The organism is Sphingomonas sp. Root720, from assembly GCF_001428605.1.
Classification (GTDB): Bacteria; Pseudomonadota; Alphaproteobacteria; order Sphingomonadales; family Sphingomonadaceae; genus Rhizorhabdus.
Window position 1 is genome coordinate 117404 of record NZ_LMID01000010.1, and the last position, 21005, is coordinate 138408.

The following is a 21005-nucleotide window of genomic DNA, read 5'->3' on the forward strand; positions in this document are numbered from 1 at the left end:
CGCAACTCGCGCTTCACCCACGGAGCCATCTGTGGTGAATATGGACATCGACCCCAGCCTCCGCTGGGGTGACGGGGGTTCGAGAACGCGCATTGCAGGTACGGCACGAACTTCGTCCGCTCACCTCGGCGCGCGGGATCGCGGCCTGGTACGTCGTCCTCTATCATATCCGCGACAGCGCCGCCGGATCGCTGCCCCCTGCGGTGATCGGCTTCTTCGCGAAGGGCTATCTGGCGGTCGACTTCTTCTTCGTCCTGTCGGGCTTCGTGATCTGGCTCAACTATGGCGAGATGCTGCGCCGCCATGGCGCGCGCGCGGTGCCGCATTTCCTGTGGCGGCGGCTGTCGCGCATCTATCCGCTCCACCTGCTGATGCTGCTCGTCGCCATCGCCTTCGCGATCGTCTGCGTCGCGACCGGGCGCGGCATGCCGCAGGACTTCGCCTGGGACATGCTGCCCTTCCACCTGCTGCTGGTGCAGAATTGGGGCTTCGCGCCGCTCGGCTGGAACGTGCCCGCCTGGTCGATCAGCTGCGAGCTGGGCGCCTATCTGCTGTTTCCGCTGCTGATGGCCGGTGCCGACTGGCGGCGGACGTCCACCCCGATGCTGCTCGCCGTCCTCGCGCTGCTGCTGGCGAGCCTGTTCGGGCTGTTCGCCGCGACCGGCGCGCAGCTTCTCGGCGACGACATCGCGCATCTCGGTCTGCCGCGCTGCCTGTTCGAGTTCGGCATGGGGACGATCGTCGCGGCGCTGTGGCTGCGCTGGCGCGAGGCGCCGAAGCGCCCGGCCGCCACCGCGGCCATCCTGTCGGCGGCGGCCCTGGCCGCCTGGTTCGGCGGAGTGCCCGAGACGCTGGCCCTGCCCTTCGCCTTCGTCGCCCTGCTGCTGCTGCTTGCCCTTACCGCCGAGGGCCGCAGCCCGATGAAGGGCCGGGTGATCCACTGGTTCGGCGAGATCAGCTATGCGACCTATCTGGCCCATGCGCTGCTGTTCCTGGTCTTCAAGATAGTGTTCGTCGGCGATGTGGGCGGCGTGCCGCTGCCGGTGCTGGGCCTGTTCCTGCTGATCGTCCTGGCGGCCTCGGCGATCCTCTATCACGGGTTCGAGCTGCCCGCCCAGAAATGGATGAACCGGCGTGGGCCGAAGCGACCGGCCTGACCCGGCCCGGTCGATATGTCTATACATTAAATCGTCGCGATTTCCGCACCCGCCGGAGCGACGAATTGTCGGCGCGGCGGCTCGACACCCCGCCATCTTCGACTAGAAGGGCCCGATGCCCACCCCTTTGGAAGCCCTCCACACGACCTTCGGCTATTCCCAGTTCCGGGGACGCCAGCAGGACGTGATCGACCGGGTGATGGCCGGACTCAACACGCTGGCGGTGATGCCGACCGGGGCGGGCAAGTCGCTGACCTACCAGATCCCCGCGCTGTGCCGGCCGGGCACCGGCCTCGTCGTCTCGCCGCTGATCGCGCTGATGCACGACCAGGTCCGCTCGGCCGAGGCCGCCGGCATCCGCGCCGCCGCGCTGACCTCCGCCGACGATAATCGCGACGAGACGATCGACCGGCTGCGTGCGGGCGAGCTCGACCTGCTCTACGTCGCCCCCGAGCGGGTCTCGACCGAGGGCTTCCGCCGGCTGCTGGGGCAGGTGCCGCTTGCCCTGATCGCGATCGACGAGGCACATTGCGTATCCGAATGGGGGCATGATTTCCGCCCCGACTACCGGCTGCTGCGCGGTCTGCTCGAAACGCGGCCCGACGTGCCCCGCCTCGCGCTGACCGCGACCGCCGACCGCCATACGCGCGACGACATCCTCGCCCAGCTCGGCATCGAGGACGAGGGGCTGATCCTCGCGGGCTTCGACCGTCCCAACCTGCGCTACGGCATCACCCCGCGCGACGGGGTCGGCCGGCAGCTGGCGACCCTGCTCGACGAGAATCCCGGTCCCGGCATCGTCTATGCCCCGACCCGCGACGCGACCGAGAAGCTGGCCGCGCAGCTCGGCGCCTCGGGCCGTCCGACGCGGGCCTATCATGCCGGGCTCGACGCCAGGATCCGCGCCGCCAACCAGAAGGCGTTCGTCGCGTCCGAGGACATGGTGATGGTGGCGACGGTCGCCTTCGGCATGGGCATCGACAAGCCCGATGTCCGCTTCGTCGCCCATGCGGGACTGCCCAAGTCGATCGAGGCCTATTATCAGGAGACCGGTCGCGCCGGCCGCGACGGCGAGCCCGCCGTCACCCAGCTCTTCTGGGGCGCCGAGGATTTCGCCCGCGCGCGCCGGCGGATCGAGACCGACGTCGAGGAAGGCCGCCGTTCGGGCGAGCGCCAGCGGCTCAACGCGATGGCGATGCTCGTCGAGGCGCCGGGCTGCCGCCGCGCGATCCTGCTCCGCCACTTCGGCGAGGACCCGCCGCCCGCCTGCGGCAATTGCGACAACTGCCTCAGCCCGCCGACCGGGGTCGACGCCAGCGTCGTCGCGCAGAAGCTGCTCTCCGCCGCCTTCCGCACCGAGATGCGCTACGGCGTCACCCATCTCGCCGATGTCCTCTCGGGACGCGAGACCGAGAAGATCCTGATGCTGGGCCACAACCGGCTGTCGGTGTTCGGCATCGCCGACGACGCCGAGCAGAAGCTGATCAAGCCGGTCGCCCGCGCGCTGCTGGCCCGCGATGCGTTGCGCGCCGACGATTATGGCGGCCTGTCCTTCGGCCCGGCGGCGCGTGCGATCCTGAAGGGCGAGGAGCAGGTTCCCCTCGTCCTGCCCCCCGAGCGGCAGCGCCGGCGCAAGTCGCGCGACGGCGTCGACTATCCGCACGATGCGCTGTTCGACACGCTGCGCAGCCTTCGCCGCGACCTCGCCCGCGAGCAGGGCGTGCCGCCCTATGTCGTCTTCAACGATTCCACGCTGCGCGAAATGGCCGCGGTCAAACCCGGCACGCTGTCTGGCCTTGCACGGATTTCGGGCGTAGGGGCGAAGAAACTGGAAACCTATGGCGAGGCCTTCCTCGCCGCGATTCAAGGCCATCAGGGCTGAGGGAGAACGCCGCCATGTTCCGCAAGATCGACGACAGCATCTCGGTCGCTCCGCAGATCGGCGTGGAGGAGGTGCGGGCGGCGGCCGAGCAGGGCTTCGTCATGATCATCAACAACCGCCCCGAGCAGGAAGAGCCGGGCCAGCCATCGGGCGAGGATATCCGCGAAGCCGCGCGGGCCGCCGGGCTCGCCTATGTCGCGATCCCGATCGGCCATGGCGGCTTCTCCGCCAACCAGGTCGCCGCGATGCGTGATGCGCTGGCGAATGCGGGAGGGCCGGTGCTGGCCTTCTGCCGCTCGGGCACCCGGTCGACCTTCGTCTGGGCGCTCGCCAAGGGCGCCGACGGCGAGGATGCCGAGGTGCTGGCCCGCAAGGCGGCCGGCGCGGGATATGACATCTCGCCGATCAAGCCCCTGCTCGGCCCGCACTGATTCCCCGATCGAGCGTCATTCCAGCGGAAGCTGGAAACTCACTGCCTTCGCGCGCCGGAGAAAAGTGAGATCCCGGTTTTCGCCGGGATGACGGGCGAAGAAGCAACGCCACCGGCGGGCCACGACGCCGCGTTCAACCCGACCAGTTCAACCGCGCCCAGATCGGCAGGTGATCCGAAGCCAGCCGCGCCCGTTCGCTGATATGCACGCCGCAGGAGACGAGGTGCAGGTCGGGCGTCAGGATGATCCGGTCGAGGCAGCCGATCGGGCGCTTGCTGTGGTAGCTGCGGCCCGTCGGCGCGACGTGGAGGCCGGGGGCGAACTCGCGAATGCAGCCGCCGTGGAGCGACCATTCGTTGAGGTCGCCCATCAGCACGGTCGGCATCCTGTGCCGTCGCCGCCGGATATGCTCGATGATCGCTCGCACCTGCCGCCGTCGCCATAGGCCCGACAGGTCGAGGTGCATGCCGACGACGCGAAGCTGGTTGCCGCCGATCCGCAGCTCGGCCATCACCGCGCCGCGCGGCTCGAGCGTCGGCAGCGCGATCGGCTCGAACTCGGCGATATCCACCGAATGGCGGACGAGAATAGCATTGCCGTGCCAGCCGATCCCGCCGGGCCTTATGTCGAACGGCACCGCCTTGTACTCGCCCTGGGCGATCAGTTCGACCGGCAGCGCGCTCTGCCGCGCACCGAAGCGGCGATCGGCCTCCTGCAGCGCGACGATGTCGGCATGGATCTCGTGCAGCACTTCGAGGATGCGGTCGGGCCGGCGGCGGCGGTCGGTGCCCAGGCCCTTGCGGATATTGTAGCTCGCGACGGTGATCATGATGGGCGGGTTCTATTGTCCATGGGCGGGGCGTCTCGCATAATCTGCATCAACAACAAAAAAAGGGCCGATGGGTTGCCCCACCGGCCCAGTGCGTTCGCAGGAGGAACGCTCGGAGGGGCCACCCGTAACGGGCGGCCCCAATTCGCAATCAGTAGTTGTAGGCGCGCTCGCCATGCTCCGAGAGGTCGAGGCCTTCGACCTCGGCTTCGGCGCTGACCCGGAGGCCGGTGACCAGCTTGGCGATGTAGATGGCGATGGTGGTGCCGATCGCCGCCCAGATGATCGTGGTGCCGACGGCCATGACCTGGACGACCAGCTTGGCGCCCATGTCGTAGTCGGCAGCGCCCGGGCCGCCGAGCGACGGAGCATAGACGATGCCGGTGCCGATCGCGCCGACGATGCCGCCCACGCCGTGGATGCCGAAGGCGTCGAGCGAGTCGTCATAGCCGAGCATCGGCTTGATCTTGGCGACGGCGATGTAGCAGATCAGCGAAGCGACGGCGCCGAGCACGATCGCACCGAACGGACCGGAGTTGCCGGCCGCCGGGGTGACCGCGACGAGGCCGGCGATGATGCCCGAGCAGAAGCCGAGGGCCGACGGCTTGTGGCCGAAGAGCTTCTCGACGACCAGCCAGGCGAGACCGGCCGAGGCGGTGGCGACGAAGGTGTTGATCATCGCGAGACCCGCCGAACCATTGGCCTCGAGGGCCGAGCCGGCGTTGAAGCCGAACCAGCCCACCCACAGCAGGCCGGTGCCGACGAAGGTCAGCGTCATCGAGTGCGGCGCCATGCTGTCCTTCATGTAGCCGATGCGCTTGCCGAGGATGATGCAGGCGACCAGCGCCGAGACACCGGCGTTGATGTGCACCACGGTACCGCCCGCGAAGTCGAGCGCGCCCATGTCGAAGAACAGGCCGCCGGCCGCCCAGACCATGTGGGCGATCGGGAAATAGACGATGGTGAGCCAGATCAGAGCGAAGATCATCACCGCCGAGAACTTGATGCGCTCGACGACCGAACCCAGCACCAGCGCGACCGTGATGGCGGCGAAGGTCATCTGGAAGCAGACGAACACATATTCGGGGATGACGACGCCGCTGGTGAAGGTAGCGGCCGTCGAGTCGGGCGCGATGCCCGACAGGAACGCCTTGCCGAAGCTTGAGATGAACGGCTTGAGGCCGTCGGAAGCGTCGGGACCGAAGGCCATCGAATAGCCCCAGCAAACCCAGACGATCATCGCCAGGGCGGCGGCTGCGCCGATCTGGGTCATCACCGACAGCATGTTCTTGGTGCGGACGAGGCCGCCGTAGAAGAGAGCGAGGCCGGGCAGGATCATCGCCAGGACGAGGACGGTCGAAACCATCATCCAGGCGGTGTCACCCTTGTCCGGAACGGGAGCGGCCGCCGCGGCGGCGTCCTGGGCCCAGGCGGGCATGGCGGTCAGCGCGGTGACGGCGAGAGCGCCGAAACCCGTCGCCAGCTTGTTGTAAAGCTTCATGTTTCCCCCTTTTATCAGAGCGCGACGTCGTCGGTCTCGCCGGTGCGGATCCGCACCGCCTGCGCGACGTCGAGGACGAAGATCTTGCCGTCGCCGATCGCGCCGGTGTTGGCCGACTGCTGGATCGCCTCGACGACGCGGCCCGCCAGGTCGTCGGTGGTGGCCACCTCGACCTTGATCTTCGGAACCATGTTGGTGCTGTACTCGGCCCCCCGGTAGATTTCCGTCTGGCCCTTCTGCCGCCCGAAGCCCTTGACCTCGGTAACGGTCATGCCCTGCACGCCAAGACCGGACAGGGCTTCCCGCACCTCGTCCAGCTTGAACGGCTTGATGATGGCAATGACGAGTTTCATTCTGCCTCCCTCTTTTCAGCCCGATTGTGCATCGCAATAAGCGTGCCAGTTACGCGAACCGCTGGATTCACGGGCTCGATGTCTCGGGAGGTTGAAAAGGGAACCAAAGGACTCGGAAGGCGTTTGCGTAAAAGTTAAGCCCTGCCCCTTTTTTAGGCAGGCGCTTCTACCAATCGCTGCTCATTTCGATGGCACTCTGCTCGCCGGGACGGTCGGCGCGGCCGAGCGCGGCGTTTCGTGCGGGAAAGCGGCCATGGCGCGCGATCATGTCGTGGTGCGCATGCGCGAAGGCGAGCGACTTCTCGTCGCCCAGCGCGGTGAACAGCGCCAGCGAACGTTGCTGGTCGGCCGGAACCTCGCTGTGCTGGAAGGGCATATAGAGGAAGCCGCGCTCGCCGGGCGCCAGCGCCTCGTCGAGCCCGCGCTCGACCGCGCCCTTGGCGATTGCGAGCGCGAGCGGGTCGGTCGAAAAGGCGTCCGCATGTCCCCGGAACATGTTGCGCGGGAACTGGTCGAACAGGATCACGCCTGCCAGCGCCTCGCGCGCCGAGCCGAGGAAGCTCGCCGGGGTCCGGCTGCGCCATTCCTCCCACAGCTCCCGGAAGCGGTCGACGATCGCCGCGTCGGTCTGGTCCGAGCGGACCCACCAGCGATCGGGCCCGATTTCGCCGAACCAGTAATCGAGGATCGCCGCGGTGGCTTCGGCGGGCTCCATCAGCGCCGCACCGGCCTGCGCGGCGGACGGCCCACCAGCGCCCGGATGTCGTCGATCCGTTCCTCTACGGTGCGGCGGCCGATCGCGATCAGCTCGTCGGCGCGCGTGAAGTCGTGGATCTCGACATGGCCGACCGGCAGGGTCAGCGCATAGTCGGGCGGATCGAGCGCCAGCGAGTGGCGCGCCAGTTCGGCCATCAGCAACATCGTGGAAGCTCTAACGACGGCCATCGACGGATGGTTGCGCGCCGGCCGCGCACGGATCGCCGTGGCGACCCGGCGACCATGATAATCGCCCTGGAGATTGACCGACAGCACCGGCAGGTGGGGGGCTAGTTGCCGCGCCGCCAGGACGGGCACCGGCATCACCACCCCGCCGTCGACCAGGACCTTGCCGTCGAACTGGACCGGCCGGAACAGCCCGGGGATCGCGATCGAGGCCATGATCGCCGGATTGACCGGCCCGCGATCGATGACGACCGGCCGACCCGAGACGAGATCGCAGGCGACGGCGGCGGAGGGGATCAGCAGTTCCTGGAACTGGAGCCGGCTGAAATGCATCTCCAGGTCGCGCAGGATGCCGCGCCCGCCCAGCATGGCGCCGGGCCGGAAATGGATGTCGAGATAGGAGAGCACGCGCAGCCAGTTGGTCGATCGCGCGATCCGTTCGAGCGGGTCGAGCTTGCCCGCCGCATAGGCGACCGCCGCGAGCGCACCGATCGAGGTGCCCGCCGCCGCGCGGATCGGAATACCGTTGTCCTGCAGCGCGCGGAGGACGCCGATATGCGCCCAGCCGAGCGCCGCTCCTCCACCGAGCGCGATCGCGATACCCATGGCTATCGGCTGTGGCCCACGACTGTGGACCTTCCGTTACGCGGCGGTGCCGCCGACCGTCAGCGCCGAGATCATCACCGTCGGCTGGCCGACGCCGGCGGGAACCGACTGGCCGCCCTTGCCGCAGATGCCGACGCCCTCGTCGAGCGCCATGTCGTTGCCGATCGCCGTGACCTTGGTGAGGACCGACGGACCGTCCCCGATCAGCGTCGCGCCTTTGATCGGCACGGTCAGCTTGCCGTTTTCGATCTTGTACGCCTCGGTGCAGGAGAAGACGAACTTCCCGCTGGTGATGTCGACCTGCCCGCCGCCGAAGCTCTTGGCGTAGATGCCGTTGCCGGCGCGCGCGATGATCTCTTCCGGATCGTCCTCGCCGCCATACATGAAGGTGTTGGTCATGCGCGGCATCGGCGCATGGGCATAGCTCTCGCGACGGCCGTTGCCGGTCGGGTCGACCCCCATCAGCCGGGCGTTGAGCCGGTCGTGGATATAGCCCTTCAGGATGCCGTCCTCGATCAGGACGTTGCACTGGGTCGGCGTGCCCTCGTCGTCGATGGTCAGCGATCCGCGCCGGTCGGCGATCGAGCCATCGTCGACGACGGTGACGCCCGGCGCCGCGACCCGTTCGCCGATCCGGCCCGAGAAGGCCGAGGTGCCCTTGCGGTTGAAGTCGCCTTCCAGGCCGTGGCCGATCGCCTCGTGCAGCAGCACGCCGGGCCAGCCGGGTCCGCAGACGACGGTCATCTCGCCGGCGGGTGCGGCGACCGCGTCGAGGTTGACGATCGCCTGGTGGAGCGCCTCGTCGATCGCCCGGTTCCACTGCGCCGGCTCGAACAGGCGATCGTACAGATAGCGGCCACCCAGGCCAAAGAAACCGGTCTCGCGGCGGCCGTTCTGCTCGACCACGACCGAGACGTTGAGGCGAACCAGCGGGCGCACGTCGAAGGCGGTGAAGCCGTCGGGACGGACGATCTCGACCACGCTCCACGATCCCGACAGGCCGACCGTGACCTGCTGGACGCGCGGGTCGCGGGCGCGCGCTGCGGCGTCGATCTGCTGGCACAACTCTACCTTCCGCGCGAAGGGAATCAGGCCCAGCGGATCGTCGGCGGTGTAGAGGCGGCTGTTGGTCCGGCGCGGCGGCGCGGCACGGTGGCCGGTCGACGGATCGAGCAGACTCATCGTCTCGCCGGCGCGGATGATCGCGGCCTCGCTCAGCTCATTGGCGTGGGCGAAGGCGGTCGTCTCACCCGAAACCCCGCGCAGGCCGAAGCCGGCCTGGGTGTTGTAGTCCGCGGTCTTGAGCCGCCCGTCGTCGAAGCCGAAGCTCTCCGACGACAGATATTGGAGATAGAGCTCGCCGTCGTCGCAGTCCTTGAGCGTCTGCGCGGTGAGACGCAGCGCCGCATCGGGATCGAGCGCATCGCGATAGAGGAAATGGCGGGGGTCTGCGGGGAGCATGGTCATGGGGCCGATATAGGCGCTCCGACGCGAAGCCCAATAGCGATATTTGCAGGAACGGCGCCCTACCCGCCATCCGTCAATGGTGCGCGGGCGCGCCCTTGCCGTCGAGGACGAAGCGGCGGTCGCAATAGCCGCAGTCGGCATAGCCGAGGTCGGCGTCGATCTCGATGAACACGCGCGGATGGCCGAGGGCCTCGCCGCCGGGGATATCGCTCGCGCCGTCGCAGACGACGCGGGTCGAGGTGACGGTGACGGTTTCGGGAGTCGGCGCCGGAATGCTCATATGCGCCGATTAGCAAGCGGCGGGACGACGCGCAACGCCCGGAACGACCCGTTCAGCGCCCGAAGCGGCTATTCTCGAAAGCGATGGCGATCTGCCCGTTCTCGCCGACCGGTGCGACCGCCGATCCGAATACGCCACGCGCGCCGCCGGTGCCGACGAACATGCCGACCTCGCCATGCACGCCGCGATCGAGCCCGTTGATCGCGGGTTCGCCGATCATCCTGGGCGCGCGCGCCGCGGCAGCGTCGAGGAGCTTCTCCTTGGCCTCGGGGCTGAGCGCCACCACCGTCTCCTCGGCAACAGCCGCCGATGCTGCCAGCAGCGCGGCGAGCGCAAGACCATATCGTGCAAGGGAGCGATGTGCTGTCATGGGTCGGATGATGATAGCCGACAAGTGAAGCGCAGGTGAACGAAAAGCACGACGCCCCGGTAAAGATCTACTTCGATGGCGGCTGCAGGCCCAATCCGGGCGCAATGGAGACCGCCGCCGTGCTGCGCGGCGTCGCCCATTTCCGGCGCGATCTGGGCGACGGCAGCAACGAGGACGCCGAATGGCTCGCCCTGCTGCACGCTCTGGAGCTGGCCGCGAGCCGGGACGAGACCGACCTCATCCTGATCGGCGATTCGCTGTCGGTCATTCGCCAGGCGCGCGGCGTCCAGCGCGGCGACTGCGATCGCATCGCGCGCTACCGCGCACTGGCGCGCGGCTTCGCCCGGGTGCGGCTGCGCCATGTCGGGCGATCGCAGAACCTGGCCGGCATCGCGCTCGACAAGGCGCGCCGAGGCCGCTGACCGATTCCGTTCGGCCCGCGATCGACTCGCACCGGCGCAACGACTCCTGACAGGCCGGCCATTGCCGCGCATGACGGGCGCGGGAGGAGCGGTTGCCGATGAACGTCCGGATTCTTGCAGGCTGGACGACGGCCCTGACCGTCACCGCGCTCGTCCTCGCCGGCTGCGGCAGGAAGGCGGTGCGGACCCCATCGCAGGTCCCGCCCGCAACCAGCCTTCCCCGACCCACGCCGCCATCGGGCGCGATCGAGAATCTGCGCCTGCCCGAAAGCGACGGCAAGGGCGGCTATCGCACCGTCAATTCGGACCTCTCCGTGGCGGAGGCGATGTGGCACCTGCGTTCGGCGCTCAACGTCGCCGCCCTGACCTGCGACCGGAACGGCACGCTCGGCCTCGCCGCCAGCTACAACCGCCTGCTCGGCCGCCAGCGCAGGACGCTGGCCGCGGCCTATCGCGCCGAGGGGACCCGCTTCGGCAGCGCCGCCGCGACCGACGCGCATGTCACCCAGGTCTATAATTTCTTCGCCCAACCGCCCGCCCAGTCCCGTTTCTGCGCCGCCGCGGCCAAGGTCGCGACCGAGGCCGCCGCCGTGCCGGCCGAGAAGCTGTCGGACTTCGCCCCCGCCGCGCTCGACCGGCTCACCACGCCGTTCACCGACTTCTATCGGGATTATGCCCGCTATCAGGTCGCGCTGGCGGATTGGAAGAAGGGCGACCGCTCGCCCGCGCGGCCCGCGGTGGCGCTGGCGATGCGGGCGGCCCCGGCGATCGCGCCGGTCTCCTCGTCGGAGCCGCCCTGGCGCATCCAGCTTGGCGCCTATTCGGGCGACCGCGCCGCGCGCGATGCCTGGGGCCGGATCCGCCAGCGGATGAAAGGCGCCGCCGATTTCGAGCCGCACTACGAAGACGTGCCCGACAGCAAGCTGGTCCGCGTCCGCATCGGCCCGGTCAGCGATCGCGGCCAGGCGATCGCCCTGTGCGCCGCCGCCGCCGGCGCGGGCCTCGACTGCCTGCCGGTCCCACCTAGGGCCTGAGCCCCGCATCTTCCTTTTGCGCGAGCGCCCGCCACCCGCTATGCCCCCCGCCATGAGCGACGCGGCGATCAGCATCCGGGGCCTTTCCAAGATCTACAAGGGCGGCAAGCAGGCCCTGTTCGACGTGGATCTTGAGATACCGCGAGGTCAGATATTCGGGCTGCTAGGCCCCAATGGCGCGGGCAAGTCGACGACGATCAACATCCTCGCCGGGCTGGTCAACAAGAGCGCGGGCCAGGTGTCGATCTGGGGTTTCGATATCGACAGGGACCCGCGCAACGCCAAGGCGTCGATCGGCATCGTCCCGCAGGAAATCGTCTTCGATCCCTTCTTCACCCCGCGCGAGACGCTGGACAACCAGGCCGGCTTCTACGGCGTCCCGAAGGACCGACGGCTGACCGACGAGCTCCTGCGCGCCGTCCACCTCGAGGACAAGGCCGACGCCTATGCGCGCTCGCTGTCCGGCGGCATGAAGCGGCGCCTGCTGGTCGCCAAGGCAATGGTCCATTCGCCGCCGGTGCTGGTTCTCGACGAACCCACCGCCGGCGTCGACGTCGAGCTGCGCCAGCAGCTGTGGGAATATGTGCGCGAGCTCAACGCCAACGGCGTGACCGTGGTGCTCACCACCCATTATCTCGAAGAGGCCGAGGAGCTTTGCGATCGGATCGCAATCATCAACCATGGCCGGGTGATCGCCAACGAGCCGACCCGCGAGCTGGTCGGAAAGGCGCAGGAAAAGGCGGTCTCGGTGACCGTCGACCGCGACCTCGACAAGGCCCCCGACGCCATCTGCTTCGACAAGGTCGAGCTGAAGGGCAGCCGCACCCTCGTCATCACCTATTCCAAGGACAAGGTGAATGCGGGCGAGGTGCTGGCGGCGGTGCAGAAGAACGGTCTCGGCATCGTCGACGTCTCGACCCAGGAAGCCGACCTGGAGGATGTGTTCCTGGCCTTGACGCGCGCGGGTAATGACTGAGCACCGGTTCGATGTCGTCGTGATAGGATCGGGTGCCGCGGGCCTGACCGCGGCGCTCAATCTTGCCGATCGCTTCAGGGTCGGCGTGCTCGCCAAGGCGGGCATCTCCGACGGATCGACCGCCTGGGCGCAGGGCGGCATCGCCGCCGTGCTGGAACCCGGCGACACCTTCGAATCGCACATCGAGGACACGATGGTGGCGGGCGCCGGGCTCAACGACCGCGAGTCGGTGGAGTTCGTCGTCGAACATGCCCCGCGCGCGATCGAGAAGCTGGCGGCGCTGGGCGTTCCCTTCAATCCCGGCGAGGCCGGCGACAAGGACCGCTGGCACCTGACGCGCGAGGGCGGGCACAGCCACCGCCGGATCGTCCATGTCGACGACGCGACCGGCCACGCCGTCCAGCTGGCGCTTGAAAAGGCGGCCGTCGCGCATCCCAACATCACGCTGTTCCCCGACCGTGCCGCGATCGACCTCGTCACCAGCCGGCATGGCGAACGCTATTCGGGCGACGGCCATGTCTGGGGCGTCTATGCGGTCGATCGCGCGACCGGCGCGATCGAGACCTTCACCGGCCGTGCGACCGTGCTCGCGACCGGCGGCGCCAGCCGCGCCTATCTCTTCTCGACGTCCCCTCGCGGCGCGACCGGCGACGGCATCGCCATGGCGTGGCGCGCGGGCTGCCGTGTCTCCAACATGGAGTTCATGCAGTTCCACCCGACCTGCCTGTACAATCTGGAGGTCAAGAATTTCCTGATCACCGAGGCGATGCGCGGCGAGGGTGGACAGCTCAAGCTCCCCACGACCGGCCGGCGCTTCATGCCGCGCTTCGACAAACGGGCCGAGCTGGCGCCGCGAGACATCGTCGCCCGTGCGATCGATCACGAGATCAAACGTCTCGGTCTCGACTATGTCCATCTCGACATCAGCCACCAGCCGGCCGATTTCGTCATCGGCCATTTCCCGACGATCCACGCGAAGCTGCTCGGGCTCGGCATCGACATCACGAAGGAACCGATCCCGATCGTGCCCGCTGCCCATTATACCTGCGGCGGCGTGATGGTCGATCTGGACGGCCGGACGGACCTGCCCGGCCTCTATGCGGCGGGTGAGGTCACCCAGTCGGGCCTGCACGGCGCCAACCGCCTCGCCTCCAACTCGCTGCTCGAATGCTTCGTGTTCGGGGATGCGGCGGCCGAGCATATCAAGCGCCATTTCGACGACATGCCCCCGCCGCCGCCGATCCGGCCGTGGGACGAAAGCCGGGTCACCGATTCGGACGAGGAGGTGATCGTCCAGCACAACTGGCGCGAGATCCGCCGTTTCATGTGGGATTATGTCGGGATCGTCCGGACGACCAAGCGGCTCGAGCGCGCCGCGCATCGGGTCGCGATGCTGCGACAGGAAGTCGCCGACTATTACGGCAATTTCCGCGTCACCTCGGACCTGATCGAACTGCGCAACCTGCTCGACGTCGCCGACCTGATCGTGCGCTCCGCGCTCCACCGCAAGGAGAGCCGGGGCCTGCACTATACGCTCGACTTCCCGGACATGCTCGACGAGGCGAAGGACACGATCCTGGTCCCCTGACCTGCCGGGCATCCCGGATCACGCGCCCGCCGCCGCCCGGATCGGTAGTGGCTCGGCCGGCCGTGCGAGCAACAGGCTGTCGGCCACCCAGCGCTCGCGCGCCATATGCGCCTTCACCTTGGCCAGCAGCGCCACCACCGCCGGTCGATAGCTCGACCAGTGCGCGGCGATATCGAGGTTGGTGCAGCGTGCGACATGCTCGAGGAACTCCGCGCCCATCGCCTCGCATTCGCGCTTCATCTGCTCGGCCAGGCGCGCCTTGTCGGGCGGGCCGTTGCGGATGATCGGGTTGAACAGCTCATGATGCTTGAAGGCCTGGTAGGCCGCCAGGATGCGGGTCAGCTCCCAGCGCGACCGGCTGAGCAAGCCTGGATCCGGCTCGGCACAGGGTGCGAGCAGGTCGTCCCCCCGCCGGATCACGGCGAGCGCCTTGGCCTGATGCTCGTCGAGCCTGGCCAGCAAAATTTCGCGTTGCGATATCATGCCCCCAGCGCTGAACGAAGATGATGACCGGGGGGTTACCATTCCGCCATCTGCGGCCGGATTTGCGACCAAGGTATGAGAAAGCCGGAAGATTTCGACAATCGCGGCACAAACCTCTAGTCTCGAACGATGCGTACATTGCTCCGAAGCTTCCTGATGACCGAGGCCGCCGGCGGAATCATCCTGATCGTCGCCGCGAGCGCAGCGATGATTGTCGCCAACAGCCCTTTGGCTCCCACCTATTTCGAACTTCTCCATGCGAAGTTCGGCCCGCTCAGCCTGCTGCACTGGATCAACGATGCGCTGATGGCGCTGTTCTTCCTGCTGGTCGGCCTGGAAATAAAGCGCGAATTCCTGCGCGGCCACCTCTCCCGCTGGTCGGACCGCGTGCTGCCCTGCATCGCGGCGGCGGCGGGCATGGTGGTGCCGGCGCTGTTCTACCTGAGCTTCGTCGGCGGAATGGACGATCTCGCCCGCGGCTGGGCGATCCCGACCGCGACCGACATAGCCTTCGCGATCGGCGTGCTCGCACTGCTCGGCAGCCGCGCGCCCGCATCGCTCAAGCTGTTCCTGACGACGATCGCGATCGTCGACGACATGGGCGCGGTCGCGATCATCGCGCTGGCCTACACCGCCTCGATCAGCGGCCCGGCGCTGCTGGCCACCGCGGTCATCCTCGCGGTCATGGTCGGGCTCGGCCGGCTCGGCGTCAGAATGCTGTGGCCGTATCTGCTTCTCGCGGCGCTGCTGTGGCTCGCAGTGCTGCTGTCGGGCGTCCATGCGACGATTGCCGGCGTGCTCGCCGCGCTCGCAATCCCACTGGGCAACGACGACAATTCGCCGCTCGAACGGCTCGAACATCGCCTCCACCCCTGGGTGGCCTTCGCGATCGTGCCGTTGTTCGGCTTCGCCAATGCCGGCGTCTCCTTCGGGGGGATCGGCATGGAACAGCTTCTGGCGCCCCTACCGCTCGGCATCGCGGCAGGCCTTTTCCTCGGCAAGCAGATCGGCATCTTCGGCAGTGTCCGTCTGGCCGTCGCACTCGGCCTCGCGCAACGCCCGGCGGGCGCCGGCTGGACGCAGGTCTATGGCGTGGCCCTGCTCTGCGGGATCGGCTTCACGATGAGCCTGTTCATCGGCGGCCTGGCCTTCCGGGATCCGCTGCTGGTCGACGAGGTGAAGATCGGCGTGCTGGGCGGATCGATCCTGTCCGCGATCGGCGGCTATGTGCTGCTGCGGTGGAGCGGCGGGAAAAAATAACCCGGCGTATGGCTTACTTGCCCAGCTTGTCCTGCAGCGCCTTCAATGCCGCGAACGGGCCGGTCGCGACCTCGTCCTCCGACAGCACCCCGGCCTCGCGCAGCACCGTGTCGGCGTCGGGCGCGCGCGGGAAGGGATCGAGGCTCAGCGCCAGCGTCTCGGCCACCGCCTCGCCCAGATCGATCATGCCGCCGCTATAGTCGATCGTGTCCCAGTCCTCAGGCGCCAGTTCGATCTCGGTGCCTTCCTCGACCTCGCCCTCCGGTACGAAGCGCAGGCTGAAACCCTCCTCGATCGTCGCGGGCACCGGCGCACCGCTGGCGACGCAGGCCTGCTCGGCCGAAGCGCGCAACCGTCCCTCGGCGAGGACCGCCTCACCCTCGCGGTGCAGTTCGGCCTCGGCCGACAACGCCGCCAACGACACCAGGCCGAAGCGCCTCGCCAGCGCCGCACGCTCGGCTTCGTCCGCCTCGATCGCGATCGTGCGCTTGCCCTCTCCCAGCGTGTCGATCCGCACGGGCCGTGAGAATTCCGGGACCGTCATCGCAGCTTGCCCGCCAGCAGGCCGGCCCACGGCATGACCTTCAACTCCGCCGCGATGCGTTGCAGGCGTTCGGCAGCCAGCACCGGCTTCGCTTCCCGGCCCGGTTCGCCGCGCCAGAGATTGCGGACCAGCGCCTCCGCGAGCGCGGTCCGATCGTCGATCGCGTCGCGATAGGCCGACAGGCGCCCGCCCATCGCCGCGACCATCTTGCCCAGATGCTTGCCGACGATGACATCGCCGATGCCGAGCTGACGGACCTGGCCCTCCATGTCGTCGATGAAGACCTCGGTGAGCAGCGCGCTGGAGGCCCGCCCCGCATTGCCTTCCGCATCGATGCGGACGAGGACGAGCGACAGGATCGCCGCCACCATGTCGAACCGGCCATCAAGCGTGTCGGGCACACCGGCCTCCGCATACCACATCGGATCGCGCGCCTCGGCGACGATCGCGCCGTAGAGCGGAACCAGTTCCTCGCGCGGATCGGGGCCGAAGCCGAACAGGGTCTTGAGAAATTTCACGCTTATCTTCCTTCACCCGTTCAGCGGGGATCAAGCGCCGCCCTCTATACCGTGCGCGGGCATCTTGCCACTGGGCGGGTCCCGCGCATATTGAGGCGGTTCGCGCCGGTCGCAAGGGCGCCCTTTCGTGTTTCAAGGAGAAGTCGATGCCCCGGACCCTGCTGCGATCGGCGGCCATCGCCGGAACGATCGCGATTCTGGGCCTGACGGCCGGCTGTGCCCGCATCCGCGACCATAAGGGCTATGTCGTCGACTCGACCCTGATCAACACGGTCGCCCCCGGCGTCGACAACCGCGAATCGGTCGAGAAGACGCTCGGTCGTCCGAGCTTCGCCGGTCAGTTCGACGATGATCGTACCTGGTATTATGTCGCTCGCGACACCCGCCAGGTCGGCTACCGCACCCCCAAGCCGGTCGCGCAGACGGTGCTTGCGGTCAAGTTCGACGCGAAAGGCAATGTCACCTCGGTCGAACGGAGCGGCCTCGAAAAGGTCGCACAGGTCTCGCTCTACGGCGAGAAGACCCCGACCCTGGGCAGCAAGCGCGGCTTCTTCCGCGAACTGTTCGGCAATATCGGCCGGGTCGGCTCGGTCGGTCAGTCGGGCGGCACGGCCGACAATCCGAATTAAGGCTGCGCCTTAATCGGTATTTGTTTTTGCCTCAGGCACCGGGTGCCTGAGGGCGAAACAAAAACTTACAGCCCCTCCTGCTTCAGCGGTCGCGCCAGCAGCGCGCTCACCACCTGGTCCACCGTCGCCCGCCCCGCCAGCAACGCGCAGACCGCATCGACGATCGGCATGTCGACGCCTGCCGCCCGCGCGGCTTCGGCAAGGACGGGAGCGGTCGTCGCGCCTTCCGCCACGGTGCGGCGGTCGCGCAGCAGCTCGGTGGCGGGCACCCCCTCGCCCAACCCCTTGCCGAGCGAGAAATTGCGCGAGCTGATCGACGAGCAGGTGAGCACGAGGTCGCCGAGACCCGACAGCCCGCCCAGCGTCTCCGCCCGGGCGCCGCGCGCCATGCCGAAGCGGGTCATCTCCGCGAAACCGCGGCTGATCAGCGCTGCGCGGGCGTTCTGGCCTAGCCCGGCGCCCTCGACCACGCCGCAGGCGATCGCCAGCACATTCTTGACCGCGCCGCCGATCTCGGCCCCCACCACGTCCTGCGACAGATAGGGACGGAAACCCGGACGCCGCAGCCGCTCGGCAAGAGCGAGGCCGACGGCCTCGTCGGCACAGGCCAGCGTGATCGCGGTCGGCCGGCCGGCCGCGACCTCGTGCGCGAAGGTCGGACCCGACAGCACCGCGATTGGCGCGCCGGGGGCGGCGTCGGCGGCGACCTCCGACATCAGCCGGCGGGTACCGGCCTCGATTCCCTTGGCGCACAGGACGAGCGGCACGTCATGACGCGGCAGCTGCGCCAGCACCGAACCGAGGAACTGGGCGGGCACCACCACCACCAGCGCATCGCACCCGGCCAGCGCGGCGAGGTCGCCGGTAGCGCGGATGCTCTCGCTGAGCGGCAGCACCGGCAGGAAGACCGGGTTGTTGTGCGTGTCGTTGATCGCGGTGACCACCTCCGGTTCCCGCGCCCAGAGCAGCACGTCGGAGCCGTCGCTGGCGATCACCTGCGCCATCGCGGTGCCCCAGGCGCCGCCGCCGACCACGCCCAGTGTCTGGAGCTTCATCATCATGCCTTCACTCCGGCGCCGCGCGCCTTTTCAGCGTTGGGATCGAGCGGCCATCGCGCCCGCGCCGGTACGTCCATATCGTCGATCAACCCGGCCGCGAAACGCTCGGCGCCCGCCCACGCGATCATCGCGCCATTGTCGGTGCACAGCCACAGCGGCGGGGCCGAGAAAGCCAGCCCGTTCTCCACCGCCAGCACCCCCAGCGCGGTACGGATCGCCTGGTTGGCGGCGACTCCGCCCGCGACGACCAGCGCGGTAGCCCCGTCGGCGACGCCGATGGCGATACGGGTGCGATCGACCAGGCAGTCGACCACCGCCTGCTGGAATGACGCGGCGATGTCCTCGGGCCGGTGAACGCCCGCGTCGCGGGCGCGCAGCACCGCGCTCTTGAGCCCCGCGAATGAGAAATGCGGTTCGCCGCTGCCCACCAGCGGACGCGGAAGCCGCACCACCTTGGGATCGCCCTCCAGGGCCGCGCGCTCGACCGCCGGGCCGCCGGGAAAGCCCAGCCCCAGCAGCTTGGCGGTCTTGTCGAACGCCTCGCCCGCGGCGTCGTCGATCGTGGTGGCGAGCCGGCGGTAATCGCCGACGCCGCGCACCAGCAGCAACTGGCAATGGCCGCCCGAGACGAGCAGCAGCAGATAGGGAAAGGCCAGGTCGCGGTCGGCGAGGCGCGGCGACAGCGCATGGCCCTCCAGGTGGTTGACCGCGATCAACGGCTTGCCGACGGCATGGGCGAGCGCCTTGCCCGTCATCAGCCCGACCATCACCCCGCCGATCAGCCCGGGGCCCGCGGTCGCCGCGATCGCATCGACATCGGCCAGGGTGACGCCGGCATCGGCCAGCGCACCTTCGACGAGCGGCACCGCCATCTCGACATGCGCGCGGGCCGCCAGTTCGGGGACGACTCCGCCGAACGGCCGATGCGCCTCTTCCTGCCCGGCGAGGCGATGCGCCAACACGCGACCGTCGCTGGTTACCAGCGCGGCGGCGGTCTCGTCGCAGCTTGATTCGATACCGAGGATCAGGGCCATGCGCCGCATCTAGGGTATCGGATGCGGAATGTTAACCTCGGCCGGCTAGCGCGGCGATCATGGTTGCGATCGTCCTCGCCCCCAGTCCCGATGCGGCGATCGCATCGCCACGCCCGGCCCTAATCGCCCGGCGTGTGCCGGCGGCCGTGCTGCTCGGCATCGTGGTCGGCTGGCTGGCACTCGACCTCTTGATGCTCTGCCGCTTCGTCGGGCTGGCCCAGCCGCTGGTCTATGCGGGCTGGGCGATGCTGAGCGCCGGGCTGTTCTGGCTGCTCACCCTGCCGCGCCGCCGTGACCTCCATGCCGGGCCGACCGTCGGCACGCTGCTCGCTTGCGTGGGCGTTGCGGTGGCGCTGCTGTTGCTCGGCGGCGAGGGGCGGTTCTTCTATGCCAATGTCGACTGGCAGGTCCGCGACGCGGTGCTGCGCGACATGACGGTCAATCCCTGGCCCTTCGCCTACGCGTCGGGCGATCTGCTGCGCGCGCCGATCGGCATGTATCTGGTGCCCGCTCTCGCCGGCAAGCTGTGGGGACAGGCCGGTGCCGACCTTGTCCTGCTCGGTCAGAACGGGCTGCTGCTCGGCCTGCTGTTCGCGATCGGCGCGACCCTGTTCGCGGACCGACGCAAGCGGTTGATCGCGCTGGCCGTCTTCCTCGCCTTCAGCGGTCTCGACATCCTCGGCCAGGTCAAGGTTGGGCATGCCGCCCTTCTGGTCCCCACCGCGCATCTCGAAGGCTGGGGCCCGACCCAGTTCTCCTCGACGATCACGCTGGCCTTCTGGGTGCCGCAACATGCGATCGCGGGCTGGATCGGCGCGCTCGGCTTCCTGCTCTGGCGGGTCGACCGGCTCGGGCTCGGTTCGCTGCTGATGCTGCCGCCGATGACCGCGCTCTGGTCGCCGCTCGCAGCGATCGGGGCGATGCCCTTCATCCTCCACGCCGTCTGGACCGAGCTGCGGCGCCGCCGGATCACGCTCGCCGACATCGCCCTGCCTGCCTGCGCGACGGCGATCGCGCTGCCGGCGCTCGCCTATCTCGCGGCGGCGGGCGAAGCCGTCGGCGCGCGATTTTTCCCGATCCGGCCCGACGTCTATCTGGTCTTCCTGACGATCGAGCTCTTCCCATGGCTGCTGATCGCCTTTGCCGGACGGCGCGCGCGGTTCGGCGGTCCGGTACTCGCCATCGCCACGGGATCGCTGCTGGCCATGCCGCTGATCCAGGTCGGCTGGTGGATCGACTTCGCGATGCGCGCTTCGATCCCGGCGCTTTCCATCCTCGCCCTCCATCTCGCCGATGGGCTTGGCGGCACCTGGGCCTTGTCGGCGCGGCGCAGGGCCGCGCTCGTCCTGCTCCTCGCGCTCGGGAGCGTCACCGGCCTGACCGAGATCGCCCGCGCACTGACCTTCCCGGTTTCGCCGCCGCCGCGCTGCGGCTTCTCGCGCGCCTGGGACGAGAGTTTCTCGGCCTTTCCGAAAGGCAGCTACCTGGCCCCGCTCGCCGGGGTGCCGACCGTCATCCGGCCCGTGGCCCCGGCCCGCGCCCGGCCCGATGCCACGGCCGACTGCTTCCCCACCGGCTGGCCCAAGCCACCGCTGTTCTGATCGCCTGGCGCGGTCATCCGGGCGGGGTGGCCTCGGCTGC

At 68.7% G+C, this 21005-nt stretch carries 23 protein-coding genes; 10 read left to right on the plus strand and 13 right to left on the minus strand.

Annotated features, from left to right (window positions below; translation table 11 throughout):
- The first annotated feature begins 68 nt into the window (after positions 1 to 68).
- From ASE22_RS07900 to ASE22_RS07910, 3 genes are all read left to right on the plus strand, one after another.
- Positions 69 to 1157 carry an acyltransferase family protein gene (locus tag ASE22_RS07900; RefSeq protein WP_235537534.1) on the plus strand — a complete coding sequence of 363 codons (1089 nt, stop codon included), beginning with the start codon at positions 69 to 71 and terminating at the stop codon, positions 1155 to 1157.
- Positions 1158 to 1272: 115 nt separating this feature from the next.
- On the plus strand, positions 1273 to 3039 hold the full coding sequence (gene recQ, locus ASE22_RS07905; RefSeq protein WP_056357139.1) for a DNA helicase RecQ: 1767 nt from the start codon (positions 1273 to 1275) through the stop codon (positions 3037 to 3039).
- Positions 3040 to 3053: 14 nt separating this feature from the next.
- Entirely contained in the window at positions 3054 to 3470 is a 417-nt protein-coding gene (locus ASE22_RS07910) for a TIGR01244 family sulfur transferase (RefSeq protein WP_056357142.1), read from the plus strand.
- A gap of 133 nt (positions 3471 to 3603) precedes the next feature.
- Here the strand turns inward: ASE22_RS07910 and ASE22_RS07915 are convergent, their stop codons facing one another.
- From ASE22_RS07915 to ASE22_RS07950, 8 genes are all read right to left on the minus strand, one after another.
- The gene (locus tag ASE22_RS07915; RefSeq protein WP_056357145.1) at positions 3604 to 4299 is read right to left on the minus strand and encodes an endonuclease/exonuclease/phosphatase family protein; all 696 of its coding nucleotides are present in this window, start codon (positions 4297 to 4299) and stop codon (positions 3604 to 3606) included.
- Positions 4300 to 4450: 151 nt separating this feature from the next.
- Entirely contained in the window at positions 4451 to 5800 is a 1350-nt protein-coding gene (locus ASE22_RS07920; RefSeq protein ID WP_056357148.1) for an ammonium transporter, read from the minus strand.
- A gap of 14 nt (positions 5801 to 5814) precedes the next feature.
- Positions 5815 to 6153 carry a P-II family nitrogen regulator gene (locus ASE22_RS07925; protein ID WP_056357155.1) on the minus strand — a complete coding sequence of 113 codons (339 nt, stop codon included), beginning with the start codon at positions 6151 to 6153 and terminating at the stop codon, positions 5815 to 5817.
- Positions 6154 to 6319: 166 nt separating this feature from the next.
- Positions 6320 to 6868 (minus strand): DUF924 family protein, encoded by a 549-nt coding sequence (locus ASE22_RS07930; protein WP_056357158.1) that lies wholly within the window; start codon positions 6866 to 6868, stop codon positions 6320 to 6322.
- On the minus strand, positions 6868 to 7701 hold the full coding sequence (locus ASE22_RS07935; RefSeq protein WP_056357161.1) for a patatin-like phospholipase family protein: 834 nt from the start codon (positions 7699 to 7701) through the stop codon (positions 6868 to 6870). The genes ASE22_RS07930 and ASE22_RS07935 overlap by 1 nt, the downstream gene beginning before the upstream one ends.
- A 36-nt stretch (positions 7702 to 7737) precedes the next feature.
- Complete coding sequence (tldD, locus tag ASE22_RS07940) at positions 7738 to 9168, minus strand: metalloprotease TldD (RefSeq protein ID WP_056357164.1); 1431 nt, start codon at positions 9166 to 9168, stop codon at positions 7738 to 7740.
- A 73-nt stretch (positions 9169 to 9241) separates the two neighbouring features.
- Positions 9242 to 9448, minus strand: a complete 207-nt coding sequence (locus tag ASE22_RS07945; protein ID WP_056357169.1) for a zinc-finger domain-containing protein — start codon at positions 9446 to 9448, stop codon at positions 9242 to 9244.
- A gap of 52 nt (positions 9449 to 9500) precedes the next feature.
- Entirely contained in the window at positions 9501 to 9818 is a 318-nt protein-coding gene (locus ASE22_RS07950) for a hypothetical protein (protein ID WP_056357171.1), read from the minus strand.
- Positions 9819 to 9853: 35 nt separating this feature from the next.
- Between ASE22_RS07950 and ASE22_RS07955 the strand changes: the two genes are divergently transcribed.
- From ASE22_RS07955 to nadB, 4 genes are all read left to right on the plus strand, one after another.
- The gene (locus tag ASE22_RS07955) at positions 9854 to 10240 is read left to right on the plus strand and encodes a reverse transcriptase-like protein (protein ID WP_268797087.1); all 387 of its coding nucleotides are present in this window, start codon (positions 9854 to 9856) and stop codon (positions 10238 to 10240) included.
- Between the two features lie 98 nt (positions 10241 to 10338).
- Positions 10339 to 11274: an SPOR domain-containing protein gene (locus ASE22_RS07960; RefSeq protein WP_056357174.1), complete on the plus strand. Its 936-nt coding sequence runs from the start codon at positions 10339 to 10341 to the stop codon at positions 11272 to 11274.
- A gap of 52 nt (positions 11275 to 11326) precedes the next feature.
- On the plus strand, positions 11327 to 12250 hold the full coding sequence (locus tag ASE22_RS07965) for an ABC transporter ATP-binding protein (RefSeq protein ID WP_056357179.1): 924 nt from the start codon (positions 11327 to 11329) through the stop codon (positions 12248 to 12250).
- On the plus strand, positions 12243 to 13838 hold the full coding sequence (gene nadB, locus ASE22_RS07970) for an L-aspartate oxidase (RefSeq protein ID WP_056357182.1): 1596 nt from the start codon (positions 12243 to 12245) through the stop codon (positions 13836 to 13838). Before ASE22_RS07965 ends, nadB begins: the two co-directional genes overlap by 8 nt.
- Before the next feature lie 18 nt (positions 13839 to 13856).
- Here nadB and ASE22_RS07975 read toward each other — a convergent pair whose 3' ends face one another.
- A complete protein-coding gene (locus tag ASE22_RS07975; RefSeq protein ID WP_156397524.1) occupies positions 13857 to 14300 on the minus strand; it encodes a hypothetical protein in 444 nt (147 codons plus the stop codon).
- 150 nt (positions 14301 to 14450) lie between these two features.
- Between ASE22_RS07975 and nhaA the strand changes: the two genes are divergently transcribed.
- On the plus strand, positions 14451 to 15581 hold the full coding sequence (nhaA, locus tag ASE22_RS07980; RefSeq protein ID WP_056357188.1) for a Na+/H+ antiporter NhaA: 1131 nt from the start codon (positions 14451 to 14453) through the stop codon (positions 15579 to 15581).
- A gap of 13 nt (positions 15582 to 15594) precedes the next feature.
- Here nhaA and ASE22_RS07985 read toward each other — a convergent pair whose 3' ends face one another.
- Positions 15595 to 16125, minus strand: coding sequence for a YceD family protein (locus ASE22_RS07985; RefSeq protein WP_056357192.1), 531 nt, complete (start codon positions 16123 to 16125; stop codon positions 15595 to 15597).
- Positions 16122 to 16643, minus strand: a complete 522-nt coding sequence (locus tag ASE22_RS07990; RefSeq protein WP_056357196.1) for a ubiquinol-cytochrome C chaperone family protein — start codon at positions 16641 to 16643, stop codon at positions 16122 to 16124. Before ASE22_RS07990 ends, ASE22_RS07985 begins: the two co-directional genes overlap by 4 nt.
- 146 nt (positions 16644 to 16789) lie before the next feature.
- Between ASE22_RS07990 and ASE22_RS07995 the strand changes: the two genes are divergently transcribed.
- Entirely contained in the window at positions 16790 to 17272 is a 483-nt protein-coding gene (locus ASE22_RS07995; RefSeq protein WP_056357198.1) for an outer membrane protein assembly factor BamE, read from the plus strand.
- A gap of 65 nt (positions 17273 to 17337) precedes the next feature.
- Here the strand turns inward: ASE22_RS07995 and ASE22_RS08000 are convergent, their stop codons facing one another.
- Both ASE22_RS08000 and tsaD read right to left on the minus strand, forming a co-directional pair.
- A complete protein-coding gene (locus tag ASE22_RS08000; protein ID WP_082545837.1) occupies positions 17338 to 18333 on the minus strand; it encodes an NAD(P)H-dependent glycerol-3-phosphate dehydrogenase in 996 nt (331 codons plus the stop codon).
- A complete protein-coding gene (gene tsaD, locus ASE22_RS08005) occupies positions 18330 to 19364 on the minus strand; it encodes a tRNA (adenosine(37)-N6)-threonylcarbamoyltransferase complex transferase subunit TsaD (protein ID WP_056358670.1) in 1035 nt (344 codons plus the stop codon). The genes ASE22_RS08000 and tsaD overlap by 4 nt, the downstream gene beginning before the upstream one ends.
- Before the next feature lie 59 nt (positions 19365 to 19423).
- Here tsaD and ASE22_RS08010 point away from each other — a divergent pair, with 59 nt between their 5' ends.
- Positions 19424 to 20965, plus strand: a complete 1542-nt coding sequence (locus tag ASE22_RS08010; RefSeq protein ID WP_056601394.1) for a hypothetical protein — start codon at positions 19424 to 19426, stop codon at positions 20963 to 20965.
- Positions 20966 to 21005: the final 40 nt, after the last annotated feature.